This is a genomic window from Leifsonia sp. KNZ13-11D (assembly GCF_056754895.1).
In genome coordinates this window covers 1,248,075-1,269,093 of the sequence record NZ_JBPGWU010000001.1, presented here as the reverse complement: position 1 = coordinate 1,269,093, position 21,019 = coordinate 1,248,075, and the positions used below count along the sequence as shown (strand labels likewise).

The 21,019-nt window shown below is 72.8% G+C and carries 17 protein-coding genes; 14 read left to right on the top strand and 3 right to left on the bottom strand.

Annotated elements, in window-relative coordinates; translation table 11 throughout:
* Nucleotides 1-29 precede the first annotated feature (29 nt).
* From ACR9Y5_RS06410 to ACR9Y5_RS06400, 3 genes are all read left to right on the top strand, one after another.
* On the top strand, nt 30-1,616 hold the full coding sequence (locus ACR9Y5_RS06410) for a S53 family peptidase (protein ID WP_481297179.1): 1,587 nt from the start codon (nt 30-32) through the stop codon (nt 1,614-1,616).
* Nucleotides 1,617-1,720: 104 nt separating this feature from the next.
* Nucleotides 1,721-3,517 carry a cell wall-binding repeat-containing protein gene (locus ACR9Y5_RS06405; RefSeq protein ID WP_481297178.1) on the top strand — a complete coding sequence of 599 codons (1,797 nt, stop codon included), beginning with the start codon at nt 1,721-1,723 and terminating at the stop codon, nt 3,515-3,517.
* Nucleotides 3,518-3,557: 40 nt separating this feature from the next.
* Nucleotides 3,558-4,580 carry a YeiH family protein gene (locus ACR9Y5_RS06400; protein WP_481297177.1) on the top strand — a complete coding sequence of 341 codons (1,023 nt, stop codon included), beginning with the start codon at nt 3,558-3,560 and terminating at the stop codon, nt 4,578-4,580.
* A 110-nt stretch (nt 4,581-4,690) separates the two neighbouring features.
* On the opposite strand, the gene ACR9Y5_RS06395 is transcribed toward ACR9Y5_RS06400, so the two are convergent.
* Nucleotides 4,691-5,272, bottom strand: a complete 582-nt coding sequence (locus ACR9Y5_RS06395) for a class I SAM-dependent methyltransferase (RefSeq protein WP_481297176.1) — start codon at nt 5,270-5,272, stop codon at nt 4,691-4,693.
* 51 nt (nt 5,273-5,323) lie between these two features.
* Between ACR9Y5_RS06395 and ACR9Y5_RS06390 the strand changes: the two genes are divergently transcribed.
* From ACR9Y5_RS06390 to ACR9Y5_RS06360, 7 genes are all read left to right on the top strand, one after another.
* Nucleotides 5,324-8,665, top strand: coding sequence for an ATP-binding protein (locus tag ACR9Y5_RS06390; RefSeq protein ID WP_481297175.1), 3,342 nt, complete (start codon nt 5,324-5,326; stop codon nt 8,663-8,665).
* A gap of 178 nt (nt 8,666-8,843) precedes the next feature.
* Complete coding sequence (locus ACR9Y5_RS06385; RefSeq protein WP_310130380.1) at nt 8,844-9,086, top strand: helix-turn-helix domain-containing protein; 243 nt, start codon at nt 8,844-8,846, stop codon at nt 9,084-9,086.
* Nucleotides 9,079-9,585 (top strand): Clp protease N-terminal domain-containing protein, encoded by a 507-nt coding sequence (locus ACR9Y5_RS06380; protein WP_481297174.1) that lies wholly within the window; start codon nt 9,079-9,081, stop codon nt 9,583-9,585. Before ACR9Y5_RS06385 ends, ACR9Y5_RS06380 begins: the two co-directional genes overlap by 8 nt.
* 116 nt (nt 9,586-9,701) lie before the next feature.
* Nucleotides 9,702-10,718 (top strand): ATP-binding cassette domain-containing protein, encoded by a 1,017-nt coding sequence (locus ACR9Y5_RS06375; protein ID WP_481297173.1) that lies wholly within the window; start codon nt 9,702-9,704, stop codon nt 10,716-10,718.
* Nucleotides 10,715-11,533 carry an ABC transporter permease gene (locus tag ACR9Y5_RS06370; RefSeq protein ID WP_481297172.1) on the top strand — a complete coding sequence of 273 codons (819 nt, stop codon included), beginning with the start codon at nt 10,715-10,717 and terminating at the stop codon, nt 11,531-11,533. Before ACR9Y5_RS06375 ends, ACR9Y5_RS06370 begins: the two co-directional genes overlap by 4 nt.
* 802 nt (nt 11,534-12,335) lie before the next feature.
* Nucleotides 12,336-13,721: an L-serine ammonia-lyase gene (locus ACR9Y5_RS06365; RefSeq protein ID WP_481297171.1), complete on the top strand. Its 1,386-nt coding sequence runs from the start codon at nt 12,336-12,338 to the stop codon at nt 13,719-13,721.
* 86 nt (nt 13,722-13,807) lie between these two features.
* Nucleotides 13,808-14,296: a glutathione peroxidase gene (locus ACR9Y5_RS06360; protein ID WP_481297170.1), complete on the top strand. Its 489-nt coding sequence runs from the start codon at nt 13,808-13,810 to the stop codon at nt 14,294-14,296.
* 200 nt (nt 14,297-14,496) lie between these two features.
* On the opposite strand, the gene ACR9Y5_RS06355 is transcribed toward ACR9Y5_RS06360, so the two are convergent.
* Nucleotides 14,497-14,787 (bottom strand): hypothetical protein, encoded by a 291-nt coding sequence (locus ACR9Y5_RS06355; protein ID WP_481297169.1) that lies wholly within the window; start codon nt 14,785-14,787, stop codon nt 14,497-14,499.
* A 100-nt stretch (nt 14,788-14,887) separates the two neighbouring features.
* On the opposite strand from ACR9Y5_RS06355, the gene ACR9Y5_RS06350 reads away from it, so the two are divergent.
* Nucleotides 14,888-15,304, top strand: coding sequence for a TraR/DksA family transcriptional regulator (locus ACR9Y5_RS06350; protein WP_481297168.1), 417 nt, complete (start codon nt 14,888-14,890; stop codon nt 15,302-15,304).
* A 119-nt stretch (nt 15,305-15,423) separates the two neighbouring features.
* Here ACR9Y5_RS06350 and ACR9Y5_RS06345 read toward each other — a convergent pair whose 3' ends face one another.
* Nucleotides 15,424-18,360 (bottom strand): helix-turn-helix transcriptional regulator, encoded by a 2,937-nt coding sequence (locus ACR9Y5_RS06345; protein WP_481297167.1) that lies wholly within the window; start codon nt 18,358-18,360, stop codon nt 15,424-15,426.
* A gap of 529 nt (nt 18,361-18,889) precedes the next feature.
* On the opposite strand from ACR9Y5_RS06345, the gene ACR9Y5_RS06340 reads away from it, so the two are divergent.
* The 3 genes from ACR9Y5_RS06340 (at nt 18,890) to ACR9Y5_RS06330 (ending at nt 20,955) form a co-directional block, all read left to right on the top strand.
* Nucleotides 18,890-19,492, top strand: a complete 603-nt coding sequence (locus ACR9Y5_RS06340) for an NADPH-dependent FMN reductase (RefSeq protein WP_481297166.1) — start codon at nt 18,890-18,892, stop codon at nt 19,490-19,492.
* Nucleotides 19,489-19,944, top strand: coding sequence for a WapI family immunity protein (locus tag ACR9Y5_RS06335; RefSeq protein WP_481297165.1), 456 nt, complete (start codon nt 19,489-19,491; stop codon nt 19,942-19,944). The genes ACR9Y5_RS06340 and ACR9Y5_RS06335 overlap by 4 nt, the downstream gene beginning before the upstream one ends.
* Nucleotides 19,945-20,205: 261 nt before the next feature.
* On the top strand, nt 20,206-20,955 hold the full coding sequence (locus ACR9Y5_RS06330) for a hypothetical protein (protein WP_481297164.1): 750 nt from the start codon (nt 20,206-20,208) through the stop codon (nt 20,953-20,955).
* Nucleotides 20,956-21,019 lie beyond the last annotated feature (64 nt).

Below are 21,019 nucleotides of genomic sequence, written 5' to 3'. Positions count from 1 at the left end.
GGGCGGTGGTAGACCGAGGAGTATGACGGATGCCGAACAGCCCCTTCGATCTCGTCCCGCTGCCCGGGAGCGAGCGCCCCGACCGACCCGGATTCCAGGCCCACGGCGGCCTCGCGCCGGACTCGCGCGTCGACGCCACCCTCGTCCTGCGGCGCAGGGAGCCGCTGCCGGAGAGCGCCTTCGCGCAACCGCTGAGCCGGGAGGAGCTGGCCGAGCGGTACGGTGCGGCGCCCGACGACGTGTCGCTCGTGCGCGACACCCTCGAGGGTCTCGGCCTCACGATCGACGAGGTGGATGCGGGCGCCCGCCGGGTGCGCGTGTCCGGACCGGTGCAGACCATGGCCCGCGTCTTCGGCACCGACCTGGCGCAGTCGACGGCCGACGACGCCGGCGACGACGCACCGACCTACCGGCAGCGAACGGGCGGGCTCAGCATCCCGGCCGCGCTGGACGGGGTGGTCACGGCCGTGCTCGGCCTCGACGACCGTCCCCAGGCGCGGGCGCAGTTCCGGTACGTCCCGGCAGCGGCGGTCAGCACGAGTTACACGCCGCCGGAGCTCGGCCGGGTCTACGAGTTCCCCGAGGGGACGGACGGCAGCGGTCAGACCATCGCGATCATCGAGCTCGGCGGCGGGTACGTGCAGTCCGATCTCGACACGTACTTCGCCGGGCTCGGCATCCCGACACCGTCCGTCACCGCGGTCGGCGTCGACGGCGGGTCCAGTGCGCCGGAGGGCAACCCGAACGGCGCGGACGGCGAGGTGATGCTCGACATCGAGGTGGCGGGCGCACTCGCCCCCGGCGCGAAGATCGTCGTCTACTTCGCGCCGAACACCGACGCCGGGTTCCTGGACGCGGTGTCGACCGCCGCGCACGCCGACCCCACCCCCGCCTCCATCAGCATCAGCTGGGGCCAGTCGGAGGACCAGTGGACGGCCCAGGCCCGCACCGCCTTCGACCAGGCGCTGCAGGACGCGGCCGCGCTCGGCGTGACGACGACGGCCGCGGCGGGCGACGACGGCAGCAGCGACCGGGTGGGTGACGGCCGGCCCCACGTCGACTTCCCGGCCTCCTCGCCGCACGCCCTCGCCTGCGGCGGGACACGGCTGGAGGCGGACGCCGGCACCGGGACCGTGCACTCGGAGACGGTCTGGAACAACGGGACCGGGGGCGGGGCGACCGGCGGCGGTGTGAGCGCCGTCTTCCCGCTGCCGTCGTGGCAGAAGGGCGTCGGCGTGCCGTCCGGCGCGGACGGCACCGATGCAGGAGGGACCACCAACGGGCCGGGTGGACGCGGGGTGCCCGACGTGTCCGCGGTCGCCGACCCGCAGACCGGCTACAAGGTCCGGGTCGACGGGCAGGACACGGTGATCGGCGGCACCAGCGCCGTCGCACCGCTGTGGGCGGCCCTCGTCGCACGGATCGTCCAGTCGACGGGAAAGCCGCTCGGGCTCGCGCAGCCCGCGCTCTACGACGCGGTGCCGGCGGGGACTGCCGCGGACGGCTTCCGCGACATCACAGCAGGCGACAACGGCGCCTACCGGGCCGCGCCCGGCTGGGACGCCTGCACCGGCCTCGGCGTGCCGAACGGCACGAAACTGCTGACGGCACTCTGAAAACAGGCAGGGGTGGTTTCGGCCACCCCTGTTCGTGGGGCGTGCTGAAGAGGCAGAACGCCCAGTACGCTCCCCCCGTGCCCCACCTCACCAGAATGCGCCGAGTGCGCTCGCTCCTCCTCGGCGCCGCCACGGCGATCGCCACCGTCGCGACCCTCGCGATCGCCCCCGCCGCCAGCGCGGCTCCGACCTACTCGCTGAGCGGGACCATCACCTACGCCGGGGCCGCGACGACGACATCCGACACCGAGACCTTCGTGGAGCTCTACCCGGTCAGCGGCGACGCCCACGTCCCCGGCCAGTACGTCGCCACGGCGGACAGCAATGGGACGACGACCTCCTGGCAGCTCACGGGCGTCCCGTCCGGGCGCTACCGGATCTTCTTCGGCAACGCCCTCTCCGGCGACAAAGTGGGTCCGGGAACGGGCGACATCTGGTACGGCGACACGTCGCTCGAGGACCAGGCGACGGTCGTCACCGTCGACCACGACCTGACCGGGCTGGACGTCGATCGCCCCGCCGGCGGATCCATCAGCGGCACCATCACGGACAGCAAGGGCACAGCCAACCCGGCCGATGCGAACGCCTTCCTGTACGACCCCGCCACCGGCCTGGTCGAGCAGTCCATGGGCTACGGTGACGTGAACACCACGGCGAGCGGCAACTACACCATCCGCAACCTCGCACCGGGCACCTACATCGTCCGTTTCGGGGCGTGGCTCGGCGACACCGGCTCCTCCTCGCAGTATTACCAGAACACGAACACCTGGTGGCAGTCGGATCCGGTGACGGTGACCGCGGGCCAGAACGTGACGGGAATCGACGGAACGGTCGGCCCCCGCACCTGGTACAGCGGCCGGATCGCCGGCGGCGACCGGTTCGCCACCTCGGCCGCCGTCTCGAGCAGCATCTTCATCCCAGGGACAGGCGTGGGCAGCGGTCCCGTGACGTACGTCGCGAGCGGCGTGGACTTCCCGGATGCCCTGAGCGCCAGCGCGGCGGCCGCCTACTTCGGCGGCCCCCTGCTGCTGACGAGGCCGGACTACGTGCCGGCGTCGGTCATCACCGAGCTGCAGCGGCTCGAGCCGCAGAAGATCGTGGTCGTCGGCGGGATCAACGCCGTCGGCGCGGCCGCATTCGGTCAGCTCCAGGGCTTGGCCCCCACCGTGACCCGCGTCGCCGGCGGCGACCGCTTCGACACCTCGCGCGCGATCGTGAGCGACGCCTTCGGCACCGGCCCCGTGACCAGCGTCTTCATCGCGACCGGGCGCAACTTCCCCGACGCGCTGGTCGCCGGTTCCGCGGCCGGGCACCAGTACGGCCCGCTGCTCCTCGTGGACGGCGCGGCGAGCTCCGTCGACGCCGACACCAAGGCTCTCATCGCCTCGCTGTCCCCCTCGCGCATCTACATCGTCGGTGGTCTGAACACGATCTCCGCGGGCATCCAGGCCGACCTCCAGACACTGGGCGTCCCGGAGGTCGTGCGTCTCGCCGGCGGAGACCGGTTCGGCACGGCGCAGGCCGTGAACCGCGAGGTGTTCCGCTTCGCCGACGACGCCTTCGTGGCGAGCGGCCTCGGGTTCCCGGACGCGCTGTCCATCTCCGCCGTCGCGGGAGCCCTGGGTTCGCCACTGCTGCTCGCCCCGCCGCAGTGCCTGCCGTACGGGGAGGTGTCCGACTCGACCGCCCTCGGAGTCTCGACCTACTGGGCCGTCGGCGGAGTCAACGTGCTGAGCGACAACATCACCGATCTGATCGAGTGCCCGCAGGGAGCCTACGGCTACACGGCGACGACCAAGTCGGGCGCCGTCACCGCGAAGCCGACGTCGCCCGAGCAGGCCGATCCGTCGACCCTGCGCGGCGCCCTGTCCGCGGTGTCGGAGGGTCTGCGCAAGCACTGAGCGGCCACGAACGGGAGGGAGTGCTCGCCAGAATAGGACGGTGAGCACTCCCTCCCACACTGTCCGGCCCCTTCCCTGGCTCCCGGGCCTCGTCGCCTGCGCGGTCGCGGCAGCCGTCGCGTGGGGACTGCACTGGCTGGCGCCGGCGATCCCGCTGCTCACGGCGGCGGTGGTTCTGGGCATCGTCGTCGGGCAGCTCCCGGCAGCCCGTGCGGCGGTGACCGGAGCCCTGGCGCCGGGACTCTCTCTGAGCGGCAAACGCCTCATGAGGGTCGGAGTGGTGCTGCTCGGACTGAAGCTGAGCCTCGGCGACATCGCGCACCTCGGCTGGGTCGCCATCCTCACCACGGTCGTGGTCGTCCTGCTCAGCTTCGCGGGCACCTTCTGGATCGGGCGCCTGCTCCGGCTGCCCGGTCACCAGCCGCTGCTCATCGCGACGGGATTCTCGATCTGCGGGGCCTCGGCGATCGGCGCGATGAGCGGCGTCGTCAAGCCGAAGGATGAGGAGGCCGCGACCCCGGTGGCCCTGGTGACGCTCTGCGGCACTCTCGCGATCTTCGTGCTGCCGCTGCTGTGGCATCCCCTCGGCCTGGATGCGCAGCAGTTCGGCCACTGGGTCGGTGCGGGCGTCCACGATGTCGGCCAGGTCGTCGCGACCGCTCAGCTCGCCGGGGCCGCCGCCCTGGCGGTCGCCGTGGTGGTCAAGCTGACCCGTGTCCTGATGCTGGCCCCGATGGTCGCGATCGCCGCCGTCGTGGAGCGGCGTCGCCACGTGGCCGGTGACCCCTCGGTGAAGCGTCCGCCGATCGTCCCGCTGTTCGTCGCCGGATTCCTGCTCGCCGTGCTGATCCGCACGTTCGTCCCGCTCCCGGCCGCCGTGACGGACGGTGCGGACACGGCGCAGACGATCCTGCTCGCCATGGCGCTGTTCGGGCTGGGCACCGCGGTGCGGCTCCGGACGCTGCTGGGGACGGGCTGGCGTGCGCTCGTCGCCGCGCTGGCCTCCTGGGCGCTGATCGCCGTGCTCGCCCTGGCGGCGGTCTGGGTGAGCACGGCGGCGTAGCCCGGCGGACGCCGCGGCGGCCCGGCGCGATCGAGGGCTCGCGACACGCCGCTATGCGCGCGCGTCAACGGCGTGTCGCGACCCCTGGATGCGCGCCCTCGACCGGCCGGTCAGGCGCGCGCCACGACGTGGAAGACGTGCCAGTGCTTCGGGCCGTCGAACGACATGCCGCGGCGATCGTCCTCGACCAGCTGCAGCACGTCCATCCCGGCGAGCATCCCCTCCACCTGGCGCCGCTCGTGGAAGCTCATGCCGGGGCGGCCGGCCCACTCGTCGTTCGGGCCGAACAGCTCCCCCGCGAAGAGGCCGCCGGGCCGCAGCGCCTCGCGGATGTCCGCCCAGAGGTACGGGAAGTGGCTCTCGTCGCAGAACGGCAGCGCGAAGCCGGCGTAGACGAGGTCGGCGGGCGGAAGCTCCCCGAGCTGCTCGAACGTCGAGCACCGGATGGTCACGCGGTCCGCCGCCTCCGGCGAGAGCCCTGTCCGCACCCTCTCCTCGACGCCGGGGTCCGCATCCACCGCCAGCACCCGCCAGCCGTGCTCGGCCAGGTGCCGGGTCTCCACGCCGTCGCCGCAGCCGAGGTCGATCGCCTGACCGGGCGGTCCGTCCCAGGCGGCGAGGGCGCTCTGGAAGGTGGGACGCACGCCGCGGCCGCCCTGCTTCTCGTAGAACTGGGACCAGTCGAACGCCATGGGGCCGAGCCTACACACGCGCTGCCGGGCGCACTGGCTATGATCGGGCGGGTGCAGACCGCGCCCTCGCCACCCCGCGTCGCCGTGCTCGGCCCGGTGCTCGTGGAGGATCGGCGCGGCGCGCTGACGGAACCCTCCGGCGCACTCGGAAAGAGCCTCATCGTCGCCCTGGTGCTCGCCCGGGGTGCGGCCAGCGTCCCCTCGCTCGTCGAGGATCTCTGGGACGACCGGCCGCCCCGGCAGGAGCGCGCCGCCCTGCAGACCCTCGTCTCGCGGGTGCGGACGGCGAGCGCCGACGGCCTGCTCGAGTCCACTCCCGGCGGCTACGCGCTGGCCATCGCCCCGGAGCAGACCGACCTGGGACGCGCCCGTGCGGCAGCCGACCGGGCGGCGGCGGCCCTCCATGCAGGCGATCCGGTCGCGGCGGTCGCCGAGTCCACCGCTGCGCTGTCGCTCTGGCGCGGGCAACCGGGCGCCGAGCTCGGCGCGACCGCGCTCGCCGACGAGCTGCAGCGCACCGCCGCCGAGCTGCGCGACGACCTGCTGCTGATCCGGGCGCGCGCCCGCCGGGCCACCGGCGACCACGCCGGTGCCCTCGCCGACCTGCACCCGCTGCTCGAAGCCCGGCCGCTCGACGAGACGCTGCGCCTCGAACAGCTGCGCACGCTCGCCGCCGCGGGCCGGCGCAGCGAGGCCCTGCTCGCCTTCGCCGAGCTGAAGGAGGCGCTGCTCGACCGGCTGGGGACGCGCCCCGGCCCCGAACTGGTGGCGCTCAACGCGGAACTGCTGGCCGCCGACGAGGACGAGCGGCCGGCCGCTCCCCGCCGCGTGCGCATCGGGCTACGGAGCGCCCCGAACGCGCTGGTCGGCCGCGAATACGACCTCGAGGCGGTCGAGGACCTCGTCGCGACCTCGCGCCTGACGACCATCCTCGGCCCCGGCGGCCTCGGCAAGACCCGGCTCGCGCAGGAGGTCGGCCACCGCGCCGTCCACACCCCGGCCGTGATCGTCGTCGAACTGGCCAGCGTGCGGTCGGACGACGATGTGGAGCTCGCGTTCGCCTCCACGCTCGGCATCCGCGAGGCGCGGACCACGCGGCCGGCCGACCCGGGGTCGCAGCTCGACCTGCGCTCGCGCATCCTGGGCCTGCTGTCGGAGCGCGAGACCCTGCTCATCGTCGACAACTGCGAGCACATCGTGGATGCGGTGGCCGCGTACGTGCAGGACATCCTCGACTCGACCAGCACCGTGCAGGTGCTCGCCACCAGCCGCGCGCCGCTGGCGATCGGCGCCGAGCGCGTGTATCCGCTCGATTCGCTGAAGAGCACGGCCGCGCTGAAGAGCACGGACGCGCTGACAGGCACGGACGGCGCCGGCGGAACGCGCCCGGCGGCCGTGGACGGCTACGGCCCGGCCGTCGCCCTCTTCGTGGAGCGCGCCCGCGCCGCGCGGCCCGCCGCCGTGCTCCCGCTCGACGTGGTCGCACGGCTCTGCGACCGTCTCGACGGCCTCCCCCTCGCCATCGAGCTCGCCGCCGCCCGCACGCGCTCCCTCTCCGTGGACGAGATCGAGCGCCGCCTCGGCAACCGCTTCGCCCTGCTGACCGGCGGCGAGCGCACCGCGCCCGAGAGGCACCGCACGCTGTTCGCCGTGATCGAGTGGAGCTGGAACCTGCTCGGCGCGTCCGAGCAGGCGCTGCTGCGGCGGCTGTCGCGCTTCCCCGACGGCTTCAGCGCCGAGGCGGCGGAGGCGGTGGCCGGCAGCCGCGCCTCCACGGTGCTCGACGACCTGGATGCGCTGGTCGTGCAGTCCCTCGTGACCGTCACAGAGGACGGCACGACCGGGCTGCTGCGGTACCGGATGCTCGAAACGGTCCGCGAGTTCGGCGACAAGGCGCTCGTCGCCGCCGGCGAGGAGGACGAGGTGCGCGACGGTATGGAGGCCTGGGCCGTCGCGTTCTGCCGGGACGCGCTCTCCGTGATGCACGGCCGGCAGCAGGTCGCCACATTCCAGCGGGTCACCGCTGAACAGGACAACCTCGTGACCGTGCTCCGCTCCGCCCTCGAGGGCGGTCGGCGCGAGACCGTCGCCGCGGTGTTCGCGGCCCTGTCGTACTACTGGTCCCTGCGCAGCGCGCACTCGGAGGTGATCGGTTTCGGGCCCGCGGTGATGGACGCCCTCGCGCACTGGGAGCCGCAGGGGTCGTTCCGCGAGGCGGCGGCCGCCTGCTACACCGTCCTGGGCGGCACCTTCCTGTTCGTCGACGTGCGCACGTCCGCCCGCGCGATCTCCGGACTGCGGCGGCTCCGCCGGACCAAGCCGTTCGCCGACTCGCGCCTCGACGCGATGGCGGCCCTGGTTCTCAACGCCGGGCGCGTCGCGGAAGGCATGCAGCTGCTGGAGACCTACGCGGTGTCGGCCGACCCGGAACGCGCCACCATCGGAAATCTGCTGCTGGCCCAGCTGCACGAGAACTCCGGCGAGCTGGATGCGGCGCTCGCCGCCGCGACCCGCGCCTGGGAACGCGCGAACGAGGCGGGCGACGCGTGGTCGCTCGCGTCGGCCGCGCAGTCGATCGCGCAGTCGCACAGCCAGCTCGCGCATCCCGCCGAGGCTCTGGAATGGGGGCAGCGGGCGTACGACCAGCTGGCGCAGCTGCAGGCGGACGGCGACCTCCGGCAGCTGGACTGGCTGATCGCCGTGAACGCGATCTCGACCGGCGACACCGCCCGGGGCCGTCGCCTGCTGGAGCGGTATCTGGCCGCCGAGCCGGACCGCGCCGGTTTCGACTACGCCGACTACTACGCGATCGGCTACGCCGGGATGGCGGAGATCGCCCTGGCCGAGGAGGACCCGGCGGAGGCCGTCCGGCTGTACGACGAGGCGCTCGGCGCCTTCGGCAGCGCCCCGACCGCGGCGGAGCGCACCCTCAACCCGTGGACGATCATGCTCGCCGCCGCTGCGCTGGTGGCGCGTCTGCACGTGTTCGCCGTCGAACCGGACCTGGTGGATCGCGACGAGACCGATGCGGCGGCGGTCGCCCTGCGCGTGCGCATTCTGGTCAGCTCGCGGCTCAACCCGCCGGCGCTCGACCGGCCGGTGATCGGGTCGGGGATGTCGGGCTTCTCGGTGTGGATGCTGGACGCGCGTACCGCGGAGCGGCATCCCGCATCCCCCTCCTGGGTCGACGACGGCCTGACGCTGTTCGCGCTCGCCGGGCGCGCGAGCGCGCGGCAGGACGTCGCGAGCCTGCACCGCGACGCGCTCGCCGACCGCATCGCCGCGACGTGGGGCCGCGATCGCCTCGCGGCGGCGAGCGCCGCCGTCGGCGCGCTGTCGCCCGCCGACGCCGTAGCCCGCGGCCTCCGGCTGCTGTCCGACCTGCGCCCGTAGCGGCCGGCGCCCTGCGCGGCCGTCCCCCGCCTGCCCCGCCGCGTCCGCCCGCCCGCCCGCCCGCCCGCCATCGAGGGGTCGCAACACGCCGTTATCCGGCGCCGATAACGGCGTGTTGCGACCCCTCGTTCAAGCAACTCGGGTTGACAACTCAGGATAAGCAACTAAGGTTGCTTCCATGACTCCGAAAGCACCGTTCCCGGACCCGGTCGGAGGCGTCGCCGATGGGCTCGCCGCGGTGGTCGCCCTGCGCGAACTCGCCGACCGCCTCGAAGACGCCGAGGTGGAACGCGCCCTCCGCGAGGGCTGGAGCTGGACCCAGATCGCCGACGCGCTCGGCATCACGCGGCAGGCGGTCCACAAGAAGCACCTGCGCCGGGTGGCCGCGGCCGGCGTCGACCTGAGGAGACGAAATGTCTGAGCAGTCGCATCCCGCCGCCGACCTCCCCGGCCAGCCCGTGTCGCGGGCGCTCCGGCCGGTGGTGCTCAGCGCCGTCGGCGAGGCGCAACGACGGGGCGCCCCGCTCGTCGAGGCGGAGCACCTGCTGCTCGCGCTCTCCGCCGACGGCGGGATGCCGGTCCGCGCCGCGCTCGCCGAGGCGGGGCTCGACCACGACGGACTGGTCGCGGTGCTCGCCGCCGAGCGCGCAGCCAGCCTGCGGGTCGCCGGCGTCACGCCGCCGAGCGAGGAACGCCTCGCCGCGGCTCCCCGCGTCGCGCGTCCCCGCTGGGGGGCCTCCGCCAAGGAGGCACTGGTGCGCGCGCATCGCGTCACCATCGCCCGCCGCCGGCAGCGCGCGGCCGAAGTGGACCTCCTGGCCGCCCTGTTCGGACTGGAGCTGGGCACCGTCCCCCGCGCACTGACGCTCGCGGGCGTCGACCGGGACGCTGTGCTCGCCCGCGCACTGCGGGCCGCCTGACACCCGCTCACCTCCGCTTACACCATCCCTCTCCCGCTGTAAGCCGCACGTGAGGGCGGTGTAAGCGCGGGTCGGCACCATCGGAGCATCACCATTCCCACCAGGAAAGGATCACCATGACTCGCAGTTCCGAATGGGCCGTCGAAGCCCACGGGCTCGTCAAGGTCTTCGGCGACAACCGCGCGGTCGACGGCGTCGACCTCACCGTCCGTGCCGGAACCGTCTACGGCGTCCTCGGACCGAACGGCGCCGGCAAGACCACCACGATCTCCATGCTCGCCACCCTGCTGAAGCCGGACGCGGGCGACGCATTCATCTTCGGCCACGACATCCGCCGCGAGCAGCAGGTCGTGCGCCAGCTGATCGGCGTGACCGCCCAGTTCGCCTCCGTCGACGAGACTCTCTCGGCGAATGAGAACCTCATCATCTTCTCCCGCCTGCTCGGCCTGAGCGGCCGCGAGGCCAAGAGGAAGACCGCCGAGCTCCTCGAGGAGTTCGGACTGACCGAGGCGGCCAAGCGCCCGCTGAAGAAGTTCTCCGGCGGGATGCGCCGCCGCCTCGACCTCGCGGCCAGCCTGATCGCCCAGCCGCCGCTGATCTTCCTCGACGAGCCCACCACCGGTCTCGACCCGCGCACCCGCGCCCAGATGTGGGACACCATCCGCCGCCTCGTCTCCACCGGCTCCACCGTGCTGCTGACCACGCAGTACCTCGACGAGGCCGATCAGCTCGCCGACCGGATCGCGGTCATCGACCGCGGCCGCGTCGTGGCCGAGGGCACCGCCGACGAGCTCAAGGCGTCGGTCGGCGAGTCCTCGCTGCAGCTGCGCCTCACCGACCCGGCCGACATCGAGGACGCGCGGCGCGCCATCCAGACCGTACTCGGCGTGGATGCGGTGGTGTCGCCCGAAGGCTCCCGCATCACCGCCCCGATGCGCGATGCGGACGCCGTCACCGACCTCTTCGTCACGTTCCGCGAGGCCGGCATCCACCTGCAGGAGATGTCCGTGCAGAAGCCCACGCTCGACGAGGTGTTCCTCACCCTGACCGGTCACGGTGTCGAGGAGGAGCAGCCGGGCGAGCAGCCTGCAGAAGAAGAGAACGCCGGCGCCGTCGAAGGGATCCGCGCATGACCGCCATCACCACCATCACCGCGCCCTCCGAGCGCACCCTGAAGAACCACGTCAGCCTGCGTCAGACGCTCGCCAACACGGTCACCATGGCCCACCGCGGCCTGCTGAAGATCAAGCGGACGCCCGAGCAGCTGATGGATGTGACGCTCCAGCCGATCATCTTCACCGTCATGTTCGCATACCTGTTCGGCGGCGCGATCGCCGGGAACGTGCAGTCGTACCTCCCCGCGCTGATCCCCGGCATCCTCGTGCAGACCGTCATCACGACCTCGGTCGTGACCGGCGTCCAGCTGCGGGAGGACATGGACAAGGGCGTGTTCGACCGCTTCAAGTCGCTGCCGATCGCGCGCATCGCGCCGCTGTCGGGCGCCCTGCTGGCGGACACCCTGCGCTACACGATCGCGACGACGATCACCTTCGTCGTCGGCTTCCTGATGGGCTACCACCCGGCGGCCGGTCTCGGGTTCGTCGTACTGGCGGGACTGCTCGTCATCGCCTGCGCCTGGGCTATCAGCTGGATCTTCGCCTTCTTCGGCGTGATCGCCCGCACCGCCGGGTCGGTGCAGGGCATCTCGTTCCTCGTGCTGTTCCCCCTGACGTTCTTCTCGAACGCCTTCGTGCCGGTGGACACCCTCCCGAGCTGGCTGCAGTGGTTCGTGAACGTCAACCCGGTGTCGCACCTGGTCACCGCGGTCCGCGACCTCGCGAACAACGGAACCTTCGGCTCGGACGGCTGGATCGCCCTCGCCGGCGCCGCCGTGATCGTCGCGGTGTTCGCGCCGCTCACCGTGCGCGCGTACATGCGGAAGGCCTGACCGGCGCACCGGTCCCCCGACGGCGGCCGTCGCATCCTGCGGAGGGATGCGGCGGCCGCTTCCGCGTGGGCGCGCGCCGCATCGCGTCGCGTGGCGTCGCGTGGCGTCGCGTGGCGTCGCGTGGCGTCGCGTGGCGTGGCGTGGCGTCGCGTGGCGTCGCGTGGCGTAGCGTCGCGTGGCGTTTGCCGTGGGAAGGCCCGAGATTTGTGCCAAATGCCGGTTCTGGGCGCCCGAAAACCGCGATTTGGCACAAATCGCGAGCCCGCCTGGCGCCCGGGCTGCGGCTGCGTGGGGCGACATTCGCCACGAATCGCGCCCGCCGCGCGCGACGCCGACACGCATTCGGCACGAATCGCGGCTGCCGCGCGGGGGAGGCACGCATTCGGCACGAATCGCGCCCGGCGCGCGCGACGGAGGCACGCATTCGGCACGAATCGCGCCCGCCGCGCGCGACGGAGGCACGCATTCGGCACGAATCGCGGCTGCCGCGCGCGACGGAGGCACGCATTCGGCACGAATCGCGGCTGCCGCGCGGGGGAGGCACGCATTCGGCACGAATCGCGGCTGCCGCGCGCGGGGGAGGCACGCATTCGGCACGAATCGCGCCCCGGCGCGCGCGACGGAGGCACGCATTCGGCACGAATCGCGGCTGCCGCGCGGGGGAGGCACGCATTCGGCACGAATCGCGGCCGCGGCGCGCGAGGGAGAGGCGCGCAGCCGAAACGGGGCCCGCGCACGATCCGTGCGCGAATGCGCGGCCCGACGCGGGAAAGCGTCGCTCCAGGCGACATACACTGGAGAAGTGACAGCGTACGTCTCGGCCTTCGACCTGTTCTCGATCGGCATCGGTCCCTCGAGTTCGCACACTGTCGGACCGCTCCGGGCCGCCGCGGCGTTCGCCTCCCGGCTGCGGGACGAGGGGATGCTCGACCGCGTCGACCAGGTCACCTGCACCCTGTACGGGTCGCTCGGCTCGACCGGCATCGGCCACGGGACCCCGGACGCCGTCATCGCCGGCCTGCGCGGCCTGCAGCCGGAGACCTGTCGCCCGGAGGACGTCCGCGGTGCCTGGTCCGACCTTCAGCCGGGCGCCACCCTGCTGCTGTCCGGTGCCCGCAGCATCCCCCTCGCGAAGGACGACATCGCGTTCGAGCCGCGGACGCGTCTGCCCGGCCACCCGAACGCGCTCACCCTGCGCGCCTGGGGCCGGTCGGAGTCGGGCGAGCGGTCGCCGCTCCCCCTGCTCGAGGAGACCTACTACTCGATCGGCGGCGGGTTCATCCGCCGCGACGGTGAGGAGGCCGAGCTCGCCGCCCGCAAGTCGCACCCGCTGCCGTACGACACCGCCGAGGAGCTGCTGGCGATCTGCGAGCGGGACGGCATCCCGATCTGCGAGGTCGCCCGCCGCAACGAGATCGCCCTGCACGGCGCCGACGCGACCCGTGAGAGGCTGGACCTGATCTGGGAGGCGATGGCCGAGTGCGTCGCCCGCGGACTGGCGGGCGACGGCACGCTGCCCGGCGGGCTGGGCGTCCGCCGCCGCGCCGCCGCCATGCGCGAGCACCTGGAGTCCGTTCAGGACGACCCCGGCCGCGCGACCGCCCTGGAGTGGCTGCACGCCTTCGCCCTGGCGGTGAACGAGGAGAACGCCTCGGGAGGCCGCGTGGTCACCGCGCCGACGAACGGGGCGGCGGGCATCGTGCCGGCCGCCGCCCACTACTACCTGCGTTTCGTTCCAGGAGCGTCGGTCGAGGGCATCCGCCAGTACCTGCTCACCGCGACGGCCATCGGCTCGCTGTTCAAGGCGAACGCCTCCATCTCGGGCGCCGAGGGAGGCTGCCAGGCGGAGGTCGGCTCGGCCTGCGCGATGGCCGCGGGCGCCCTCTGCGCGGTGCTCGGCGGGTCTCCCCGGCAGGTGGAGAACGCCGCCGAGATCGCGATGGAGCACCACCTCGGGCTGACCTGCGACCCGGTCGGCGGCCTGGTGCAGATCCCGTGCATCGAGCGGAACGCGATCGCCTCCTCGACCGCGGTCTCCGCCGCGCGGCTGGCGCTGCACGGCGACGGGCGGCACCTGGTGTCGCTGGACACGGTGATCGAGACGATGCGCCAGACCGGCATCGACATGTCCACCAAGTACAAGGAGACCAGCGAGGGCGGACTCGCGGTGAACGTCATCGAGTGCTGACCGCGGGGCGACGCACACGGCGCCGCCGCATACCGCGGCCACGGACTCCGAGCCGGTTCGGAGCCTTCCGCAATACGCTCGCGATCATGACCGTCATGGACATCCCCTTCCACACCATCGATGGCGCCCCGACCAGCCTGTCCGCATTCGCGGGCAAAGTGATCCTCGTCGTCAACGTCGCCTCCCGCTGCGGGCTCGCACCGCAGTACGAGAAGCTCGAACAGCTGCAGGAGGAGTACGGCGACCGCGGGTTCACGGTCGTGGGCTTCCCCAGCAACCAGTTCCTGCAGGAGCTCAGCACGACCGACGCCATCAAGGAGTACTGCTCGACCACGTGGGGCGTCACGTTCCCGATGATGGAGAAGGTGCGGTTGAACGGGCGCAACGCGCATCCGCTCTACCAGGAGCTCACGAAGTCGCCCGACGAGGACGGCAAGGCGGGCCGGGTGAAGTGGAACTTCGAGAAGTTCGTCATCACGCCCGACGGCGCCGTGTACCGCTTCCGCCCGCAGACCGAGCCGGACGACGCCGCGATCATCGACCTGATCGAGGAGTCGCTGCCCGCGGCCGCCTGAAACGCGCAGCCGCCCGACGCCCCCGTCGGCTGACGCGCGACGTCGCCTGAACCGCGCGCCCGGCTGAGGCACGGCGAGCTGAAGCGCGCGGCCAGCTGAAGCGCGCGGCCAGCTGAAGCGCGCGGCCAGCTGAAGCGCCAGGCCGGCTCGCGCGCCCCGCCAGCTGAAGCGCGCGGTCGGCGCAGCGCCGCGGCCACGCCTCAAGCGCGCCGGTACCAGCGTCCGCCGACGCGCTCGGTGAGCCGCCAACCGCCCGTCTCCGCGACGGCGCTGAGCCGCGCGACCGTGTGCTCGGCGACGCGCAGTGCCGAGGGCACGCCGTCCTCGGTGAACCGCACGGTGATGCGCGCCTCGCCGGCGACGACGTCGACGCTGCTGGCCTCCACGACGGCGAGTTCGCGCGCCGCGTCGGCCGCCGTCGGCTCCACGGAACGCGGGTCCACACCCGGCCGCAGACGACCGACGGCGACGATCACGCGGAAGGAGGGCACCCGCTGAGCCTACGCGCGTCGCTGTCCCGGTTCCCGGCGGCTAGGCGTACGCTGACCCGGTCGGGAAAGGCACGATCGGGGGATCGGAAGGGGTGCGCTCGTGAACGATGCGAGGACGGAGGAGCTCGAGGTGACGAGGGTCGACGACGACGCTCTGACGGCCGCCGAACTGCATGAGTTGAAGGCTCTGCTGCGGGAGAGGCGCGACGGCGATGTCGCCGAGGCGCAGCGGATGGCGGAGTCGCTCGGGGTGCTGCTGGCGTCGCGGTCGGAGTCGACCGCCGACGACGAGCATGACCCGGAAGGTCCGACGCTGTCGTCGGAGTGGAGCCGGCTGCAGGCGCTGCGGTCGGATGCCGCGCACGACATCGTGGCGGTGGATGCGGCCCTCGAGCGGATTCGCCGCGGCACGTACGGCACGTGCCTGCGGTGCGGCCGATCCATCGGCGTCGACCGCCTGCGGGCTCGGCCGACGGCGGAGTTGTGCATCCGCTGCGCGGTCGCGGTGGAGAGCTGAGCCGCCCGGCCGGGTGAGCATCCGCGGTCAGCTGGACGACGCCTCAGCGGTCAACTCGACCAGGCGCCGGCGGTCGACTCGACGGCGCGCCCGCGGTCAACTCGACCAGGCGCCGGCGGTCAACTGGACGAGCGCGCCGCCAGGTAGACCGCCTCGGTGCGGCTGGAGGCGCCGACCTTGCGCAGGATGCTGGACACGTGCACGCTCGCCGTCTTGGCGCTGATGTAGAGCCGTTCGCCGATCTGCTTGTTGCTCAGGCCCTGCTCGATCAGGGCGAGCACCTGCTCCTCGCGTTCGGTCAGGGGTGCGCCGTGCGCCGCCGCGACCGGCGCCGAGCGCAGCATGGGCTGCGCGCCGAGCGCGTCCGCGGCCTCGACCAGCAGGCGGATCCCGTCGACCTCCGCGAGTGCGCGGCCGTCCGAAATGAGGGCCGCCGCCCGCTCGCGGTCACCCGCGGCGAGAGCCACCCGGGCGCCGCGTAGCAAGGCGTAGGGGCGCACGTGCACGGGCGCGACCGGATCCGCGCCGGCGTCCGCTGCGACGCGCCACGCCTCCTGCGCGTCCGCGTAGCGCTCGGCACGGTCGGCCACGCCGGAGACGGCGGCCCGCGCGGTCGCGATCTCCGCGTCGGCCAGCGGCGCCCAGGCGGCCGCGGTCGGCCAGCCCCGCAGGTCGTCCAGCACGGCCTCCAGCCGCTTCGTCTCGGCGGTCACGTCGAGTGCGGCTCCCGCGACCTCGACGACCGGGCGGCCGCCGCCCTGCGCCGCCAGCTCTGCGAGTGCCCGCGCGGCGTTGACGAGCACCGGGAGGTCGTAGCCGGGCATGCGCCGGAACGGCGGCGCCCCGAGCCCGTGCGTCTCGGTCCACGCCCGTTCGTAGTCGCCGAGGGCGATCGCGGTCTCCCCCGCGACGCGGGCGAGCGACAGCCGGGTCTGCTGCTCCAGCTCGGCCAGAGCGCGCAACGGCGTGCGGAACCGGCGGAGCAGCTCGTCCGCCCGCTCCGGCTCGCCGTGCCACACCCACAGGCGGGCGCGCTGCAGTTGCGCACACAGCCCGGCGCGGTCGTCGAAGCCGAGCGCCACGCGCAGCAGGTCCTCCGCGCGCTCGAACTCGCCGAGGGCGATGAGCGGCTCGGCGGTGTTCGCCGCGAGCCAGATGCCGGAGGTGCGCTCGACCCCGCGCTCGCGCGCGCGGGCGACGCCGGACTGCGCCAGCCGGACCGCGTCGGCGTACCGGCCGACCGAGTTGAGCGCGTCGGACGCGTTGACGGCGTAGCGGAGTGTGGCGCCCACGTCGCCGGCGGCGAGGGACCCGGCGAGCTCGAACTCGGCGAACCCCGCGTCGAGCCGGTCGGACGCGACCAGGGAGGACGCGAGGATGTTGTGCGCGACCGAGCGCATGGGCGGCGCGGTCGTCTCCGCCTCCCCGAGCGCCGCACGCGCCGTCTCGATGGCGGCCTCGAAGTCGCCCGACAGCATCCGGAGCGCCGCCAGCTCGGTGAGGAGGTGCGGCCGCAGCGGATCGCCGGAGGGGACCGCCTGCGGCGGCACCAGGGCGAGCGCGTGCTCCAGCAGCCGCGCCCCGCCGGGCCGGTTCAGGTTCGCCAGATACTGCGCCTTGTCACGCAGCAGGCGCGCGTGACGCGAGGGCGCGAGCCCGTCCGCCTCGGCGAGCGCCACGTCGACGAGAGCCAGTGCGCGTTCGTTGTTGCCCGCGTTGCGGAGCGCCGATGCCGTGCGGGCGATGACGGCGATGCGGTCGCGGCCGCTCATTGCCTCCGCATCCGGGACGCTGTCCCACAGTTCGAGCACCCGGTCGCCCATCGCCGCCGCGGTCGCGTAGGCGTAGGAGCGCTTCGCCTCCTCCATCGCCTCCAGCGACGCGACGAACGCGCGCCGCACCTCGTGCGCGGCCAGCCAGTGCGCGGAGAGCTGCACCGCCGAGCACTGCGGCGATGCCTCCAGTGCCTCCGCGTAGCGGGTGTGGAACCGCGTCCGCTCGCCCGGCAGCAGGTCGGCGTGGATGGCCTCCCGCACCAGGGTGTGGCGGAACGAGTACTCCGTGGAGTCGGCCGCCAGGATGTTCGCGGTGACCGCTTCGCGCGCGGCGGCGTCGAGCTCCTCCGGTGTGCCCTCGAACACCGCGGCCAGCAGGTCGTGGGTGACGCAGACTCCGCCGGCGGCGAGCACCCGCAGCAATCGCTGGGCAGGGTCGCTCAGGCGCTCGAATCGGGCGAGCACCAGCTCCCGCAGCGTCTCGGGCAGGTCGTCGCCGGAGCGCAGGCCGTCGATGCCGACCAGCTCCTCGACGAAGAACGGCACGCCTTCGCTGAGTTCGGTCACGCGCTCCAGAGACCCGTCATCGGGCGTTCGGCCGAGCAGCTGCTCGACCAGCTCGGCCACCTGCTCCCTGCCCAGGCGCGCGAGCTCCCAGCGGGTGACCCGGCGGGTGCGTTCGAGCTCGGGGAGCCAGGAGCGGAGGACGTGCCCGCGCGGCACCTCGTCGCTGCGGTAGGTCAGGACGACCAGGAGGCGCCCGTGCTCGGACATGCGGACGATGAACCGCAGCAGCTCGAGCGTGGACCGGTCGGCCCACTGCAGGTCTTCGATCGCCAGGATGACGAGGCGCTCGGCGGACAGCTTCTCGAGCAGCTCGGTGACCAGCTCGTAGAGCCGCTCGGCCCCGGTGCGCGGCGGGACCGCCGACTCGTCGGCCAGCTCGGGCAGCAGCGCGGGGAGGACGCCGGCGCTCGACCCGGCGATCTCGAGTACGCGCTCCAGCCCGGCGACCTGGACGAGTCGCCGCAGCACAGCCGCGAACGGAGCGTACGGCGCGCCGTCAGCCCCCAGATCGACGCAGCGTCCGAGCAGCACCGTGGCGGCGGGCTCCTGCCCGGCCAGGAACTCCTCGAGCAGTCTCGACTTACCGATGCCCGCCTCGCCGCCGATGACGACGGCCCGCGGCTCCCCCGCCGCGGCCGCCGCCGCCTCGGCGCGCAGAGCCTCGAGATCGGGTTCGCGCCCGATCAGGGTGAGGCTCGACGTCGCTGCTCGCATGGCCTCATCGTGCCACGAGCCACCGACATCCGGGCCACCCTGCCGCCCCGCTTCGCTCGCGGCAGACAGGCTGGACCGGACCGGCGGCTCCGGGTCAGCGGGAGGCGTGGGCGAGCTCCCTCTGCGGGGCTGCTGCAGCTGTCTCCGGCGACGCGCCACCCGCGGCATCCACAGACGCCTCCGGTGCCGCGGCAGGAGCCCGTCGGGCACGCTGCCAGCGGTGGTGAGCCCGCTCCCCGCCGTGGCGCCCGGCCCGTCCCCCGGCCTGCTCGGCAGCGCGCGCACGCCGTCCTCGTTCGGCCTCGGTACGCGCCGTCTCGCCGGCCCGTACCCGCATGTCCACGAACTCCTCCAGCAGCATGGTCGCTCCCCTCCTGCATCCGCCGCGCGCTCTGCCCGGCGATGACTTCAGACTGCTCGCTAAGGCATCCCCCGGACATCGGGAGGATGCCCTATTCCGCACTGCCTGCCTGCGCTTAAGACACCGCGACGCATAAGGGGCTTCACGGGGCGGGGGCGCGGGGGCAGCATGGTGCGCATGGCGACGATCAACGAACTCCAGCCTCCGTACGCGGTCGGCTACTTCGTGGGCAGCCTGTCCACGCACTCGGTCAACCGGACGCTCTCCCGCGCCCTCCTCCGGCTGGCGCCCTCCGATCTCACCTTCACCGAGATCCCGATCGGTGGACTGCCGCTGTACAACCGGGACCTCGACGGCGACTTCCCGCCTGAGGCGCGCGACTTCAAGGCCCTGATCGCCAGGCAGGATGCGCTGCTCTTCGTCACCCCGGAGTACAACCGCTCGATCCCGGGCGCGCTGAAGAACGCGATCGACTGGGCCAGCCGCCCCTACGGCGAGAACGTCATCGCCCGCAAGGCCACTGCGGTGATCGGAGCCTCCCCCGGACAGATCGGCACCGCGGTCGGGCAGCAGCACCTGCGGAGCATCCTGAGCTTCCTCCAGGCGCCGCAGATGAACGCGCCGGAGGCCTACATCTGGATGCGCCCCGGCCTCATCGAGGAGGACGGCACCGTCACCGACCCGGGCACCGAGGAATTCCTGCGCGGCTACATGAACGCCTTCTTCGAGTACATCGAGCGCGTGCTGACGGTGGTGCCGCCGGCATCGTGAAGCTCCAAGACGAGGGCGGCACGCGCTCGGTGGAGCTGCGCCCGGCCGCCCGGGAGGACGGCGGCGCCGAGCACGACGGGGCCCGCCGCATCGTTGTCGACGCCGTCGTGCACGACGACGCTCGCCGCTGGACGCTCTCCGAAGCCTGCCTGACCACCGCGGAGGCGCGCGACCTCGCCGCCTGGCTGGCCGGCCTCGCCGAGGACACCACCGCCGACGCCGACGAGTGGACCGCCATCGCCTTCGCGTCGAACGCCGTCTCGATGAGCGGCCACCGCATCCCGGGCGGCACGGTCGACCTGCGCATCGCGGTGCTGCGCATGCGCTCGGAAGGGACCCGCACGACGGACGTCGTCGTCGGGCTGCGCACGTCGGAGGGGGCGGTGATCGCGGCCGCCCGCGAGCTCATCGCCGAGGTGGATGCGCTCGCGGAGCGGCCCGCGGACGTGTGAGGACCGGGCGTTACCGGCCGCCCTCTCCCCCACCACCGCATCACGTGCCCCCACTCCTTTCCAACGCGAAGGGAGCGGGGGTGCTTATTGCGTGCATACCGAACACCTCGGTGGATGCCGCGTAACGATCCGCCCGATGCGTCGTCTTCATGGGTGACGGGGTCATCCCCCGTACGGTCGCGAACTGCACCGCCCCTTCCGAACTTCGGGTGAGGGACACGAGGATCGCGCGTTCGAAGACGAACGAAATGGAAGATTCAGATGAACCGACTGACGAAGGTGGCGTCGGCAAGCGGCATTGCGCTGGGCCTGATCCTCGGGACCGGCATCACCGCGGCTCATGCGGACGAGGCACCCGGCTCAGCTGAGGCCGTGTTCGATGAATTCGTGGACACCCTGAAAGTCGACGCCAAGACCGATGCCGCGTTGAGCGAGCGGTTCGATGACCTGCCACCAGCCGAGCAGGAGCGGGTCGCGGACGCAATCGAGGAGAATCCGTTGTCCGTGATGGAGTTCGACGCCGGTGCACCAACGCTGACGTCTGGAACGGGAACCACTGCTCAGCCGGCGCTGGCGCGCAACATCGCCAGCTCCATCACGACTGCGGCGCATCTCAACGTCGCCACCACCAAACTAGGCTCTGCACGGAATGCCGCCAGCAGGCTCCACATTCAGGCGGCCGCGGCTGCGCCTCGGTACACGGCGACCTACCCGGTGAACGCAAGCCTGTTCGGGATCACGACGGGCACATTCAACCTGCGCTACGTGTTCGAGGCCACGTCGACGAACGTCACCCGGAACCTGGAATGCACGGGATGGTTCACCGGAGCAGCCGGAGTCTGGAACATCAGCACCAGCCAAAGCAACTACGTCTCCGGCGGTCAGGGCGCATGCACGGTCAAGTACAACATGTCGCTTGCTTTCAAGGGGTCTTTCTTCAGCACCAACAAGCAGCAGCAGCTCGTGTACACGGGCACCAGGCTTATCAGCGCGAGCCTGAAGAACATCTAGCCATGACCACCCCTGCGATGGCCCGAACCCACCCCGCCGTAGCCAACCGGTGGCTGCTGGTCGC

Excerpts from the sequence above, each read along its gene's own strand:
- ACR9Y5_RS06410 (WP_481297179.1), top strand. The coding sequence starts at position 30 with ATGCCGAACAGCCCCTTCGATCTCGTCCCGCTGCCCGGGAGCGAGCGC.
- ACR9Y5_RS06370 (WP_481297172.1), top strand. The coding sequence starts at position 10,715 with ATGACCGCCATCACCACCATCACCGCGCCCTCCGAGCGCACCCTGAAG.
- ACR9Y5_RS06385 (WP_310130380.1), top strand. The coding sequence starts at position 8,844 with ATGACTCCGAAAGCACCGTTCCCGGACCCGGTCGGAGGCGTCGCCGAT.
- ACR9Y5_RS06380 (WP_481297174.1), top strand. The coding sequence starts at position 9,079 with ATGTCTGAGCAGTCGCATCCCGCCGCCGACCTCCCCGGCCAGCCCGTG.
- ACR9Y5_RS06345 (WP_481297167.1), bottom strand. The coding sequence starts at position 18,360 with ATGCGAGCAGCGACGTCGAGCCTCACCCTGATCGGGCGCGAACCCGAT.
- ACR9Y5_RS06395 (WP_481297176.1), bottom strand. The coding sequence starts at position 5,272 with ATGGCGTTCGACTGGTCCCAGTTCTACGAGAAGCAGGGCGGCCGCGGC.
- ACR9Y5_RS06340 (WP_481297166.1), top strand. The coding sequence starts at position 18,890 with ATGGTGCGCATGGCGACGATCAACGAACTCCAGCCTCCGTACGCGGTC.
- ACR9Y5_RS06375 (WP_481297173.1), top strand. The coding sequence starts at position 9,702 with ATGACTCGCAGTTCCGAATGGGCCGTCGAAGCCCACGGGCTCGTCAAG.
- ACR9Y5_RS06330 (WP_481297164.1), top strand. The coding sequence starts at position 20,206 with ATGAACCGACTGACGAAGGTGGCGTCGGCAAGCGGCATTGCGCTGGGC.
- ACR9Y5_RS06360 (WP_481297170.1), top strand. The coding sequence starts at position 13,808 with ATGACCGTCATGGACATCCCCTTCCACACCATCGATGGCGCCCCGACC.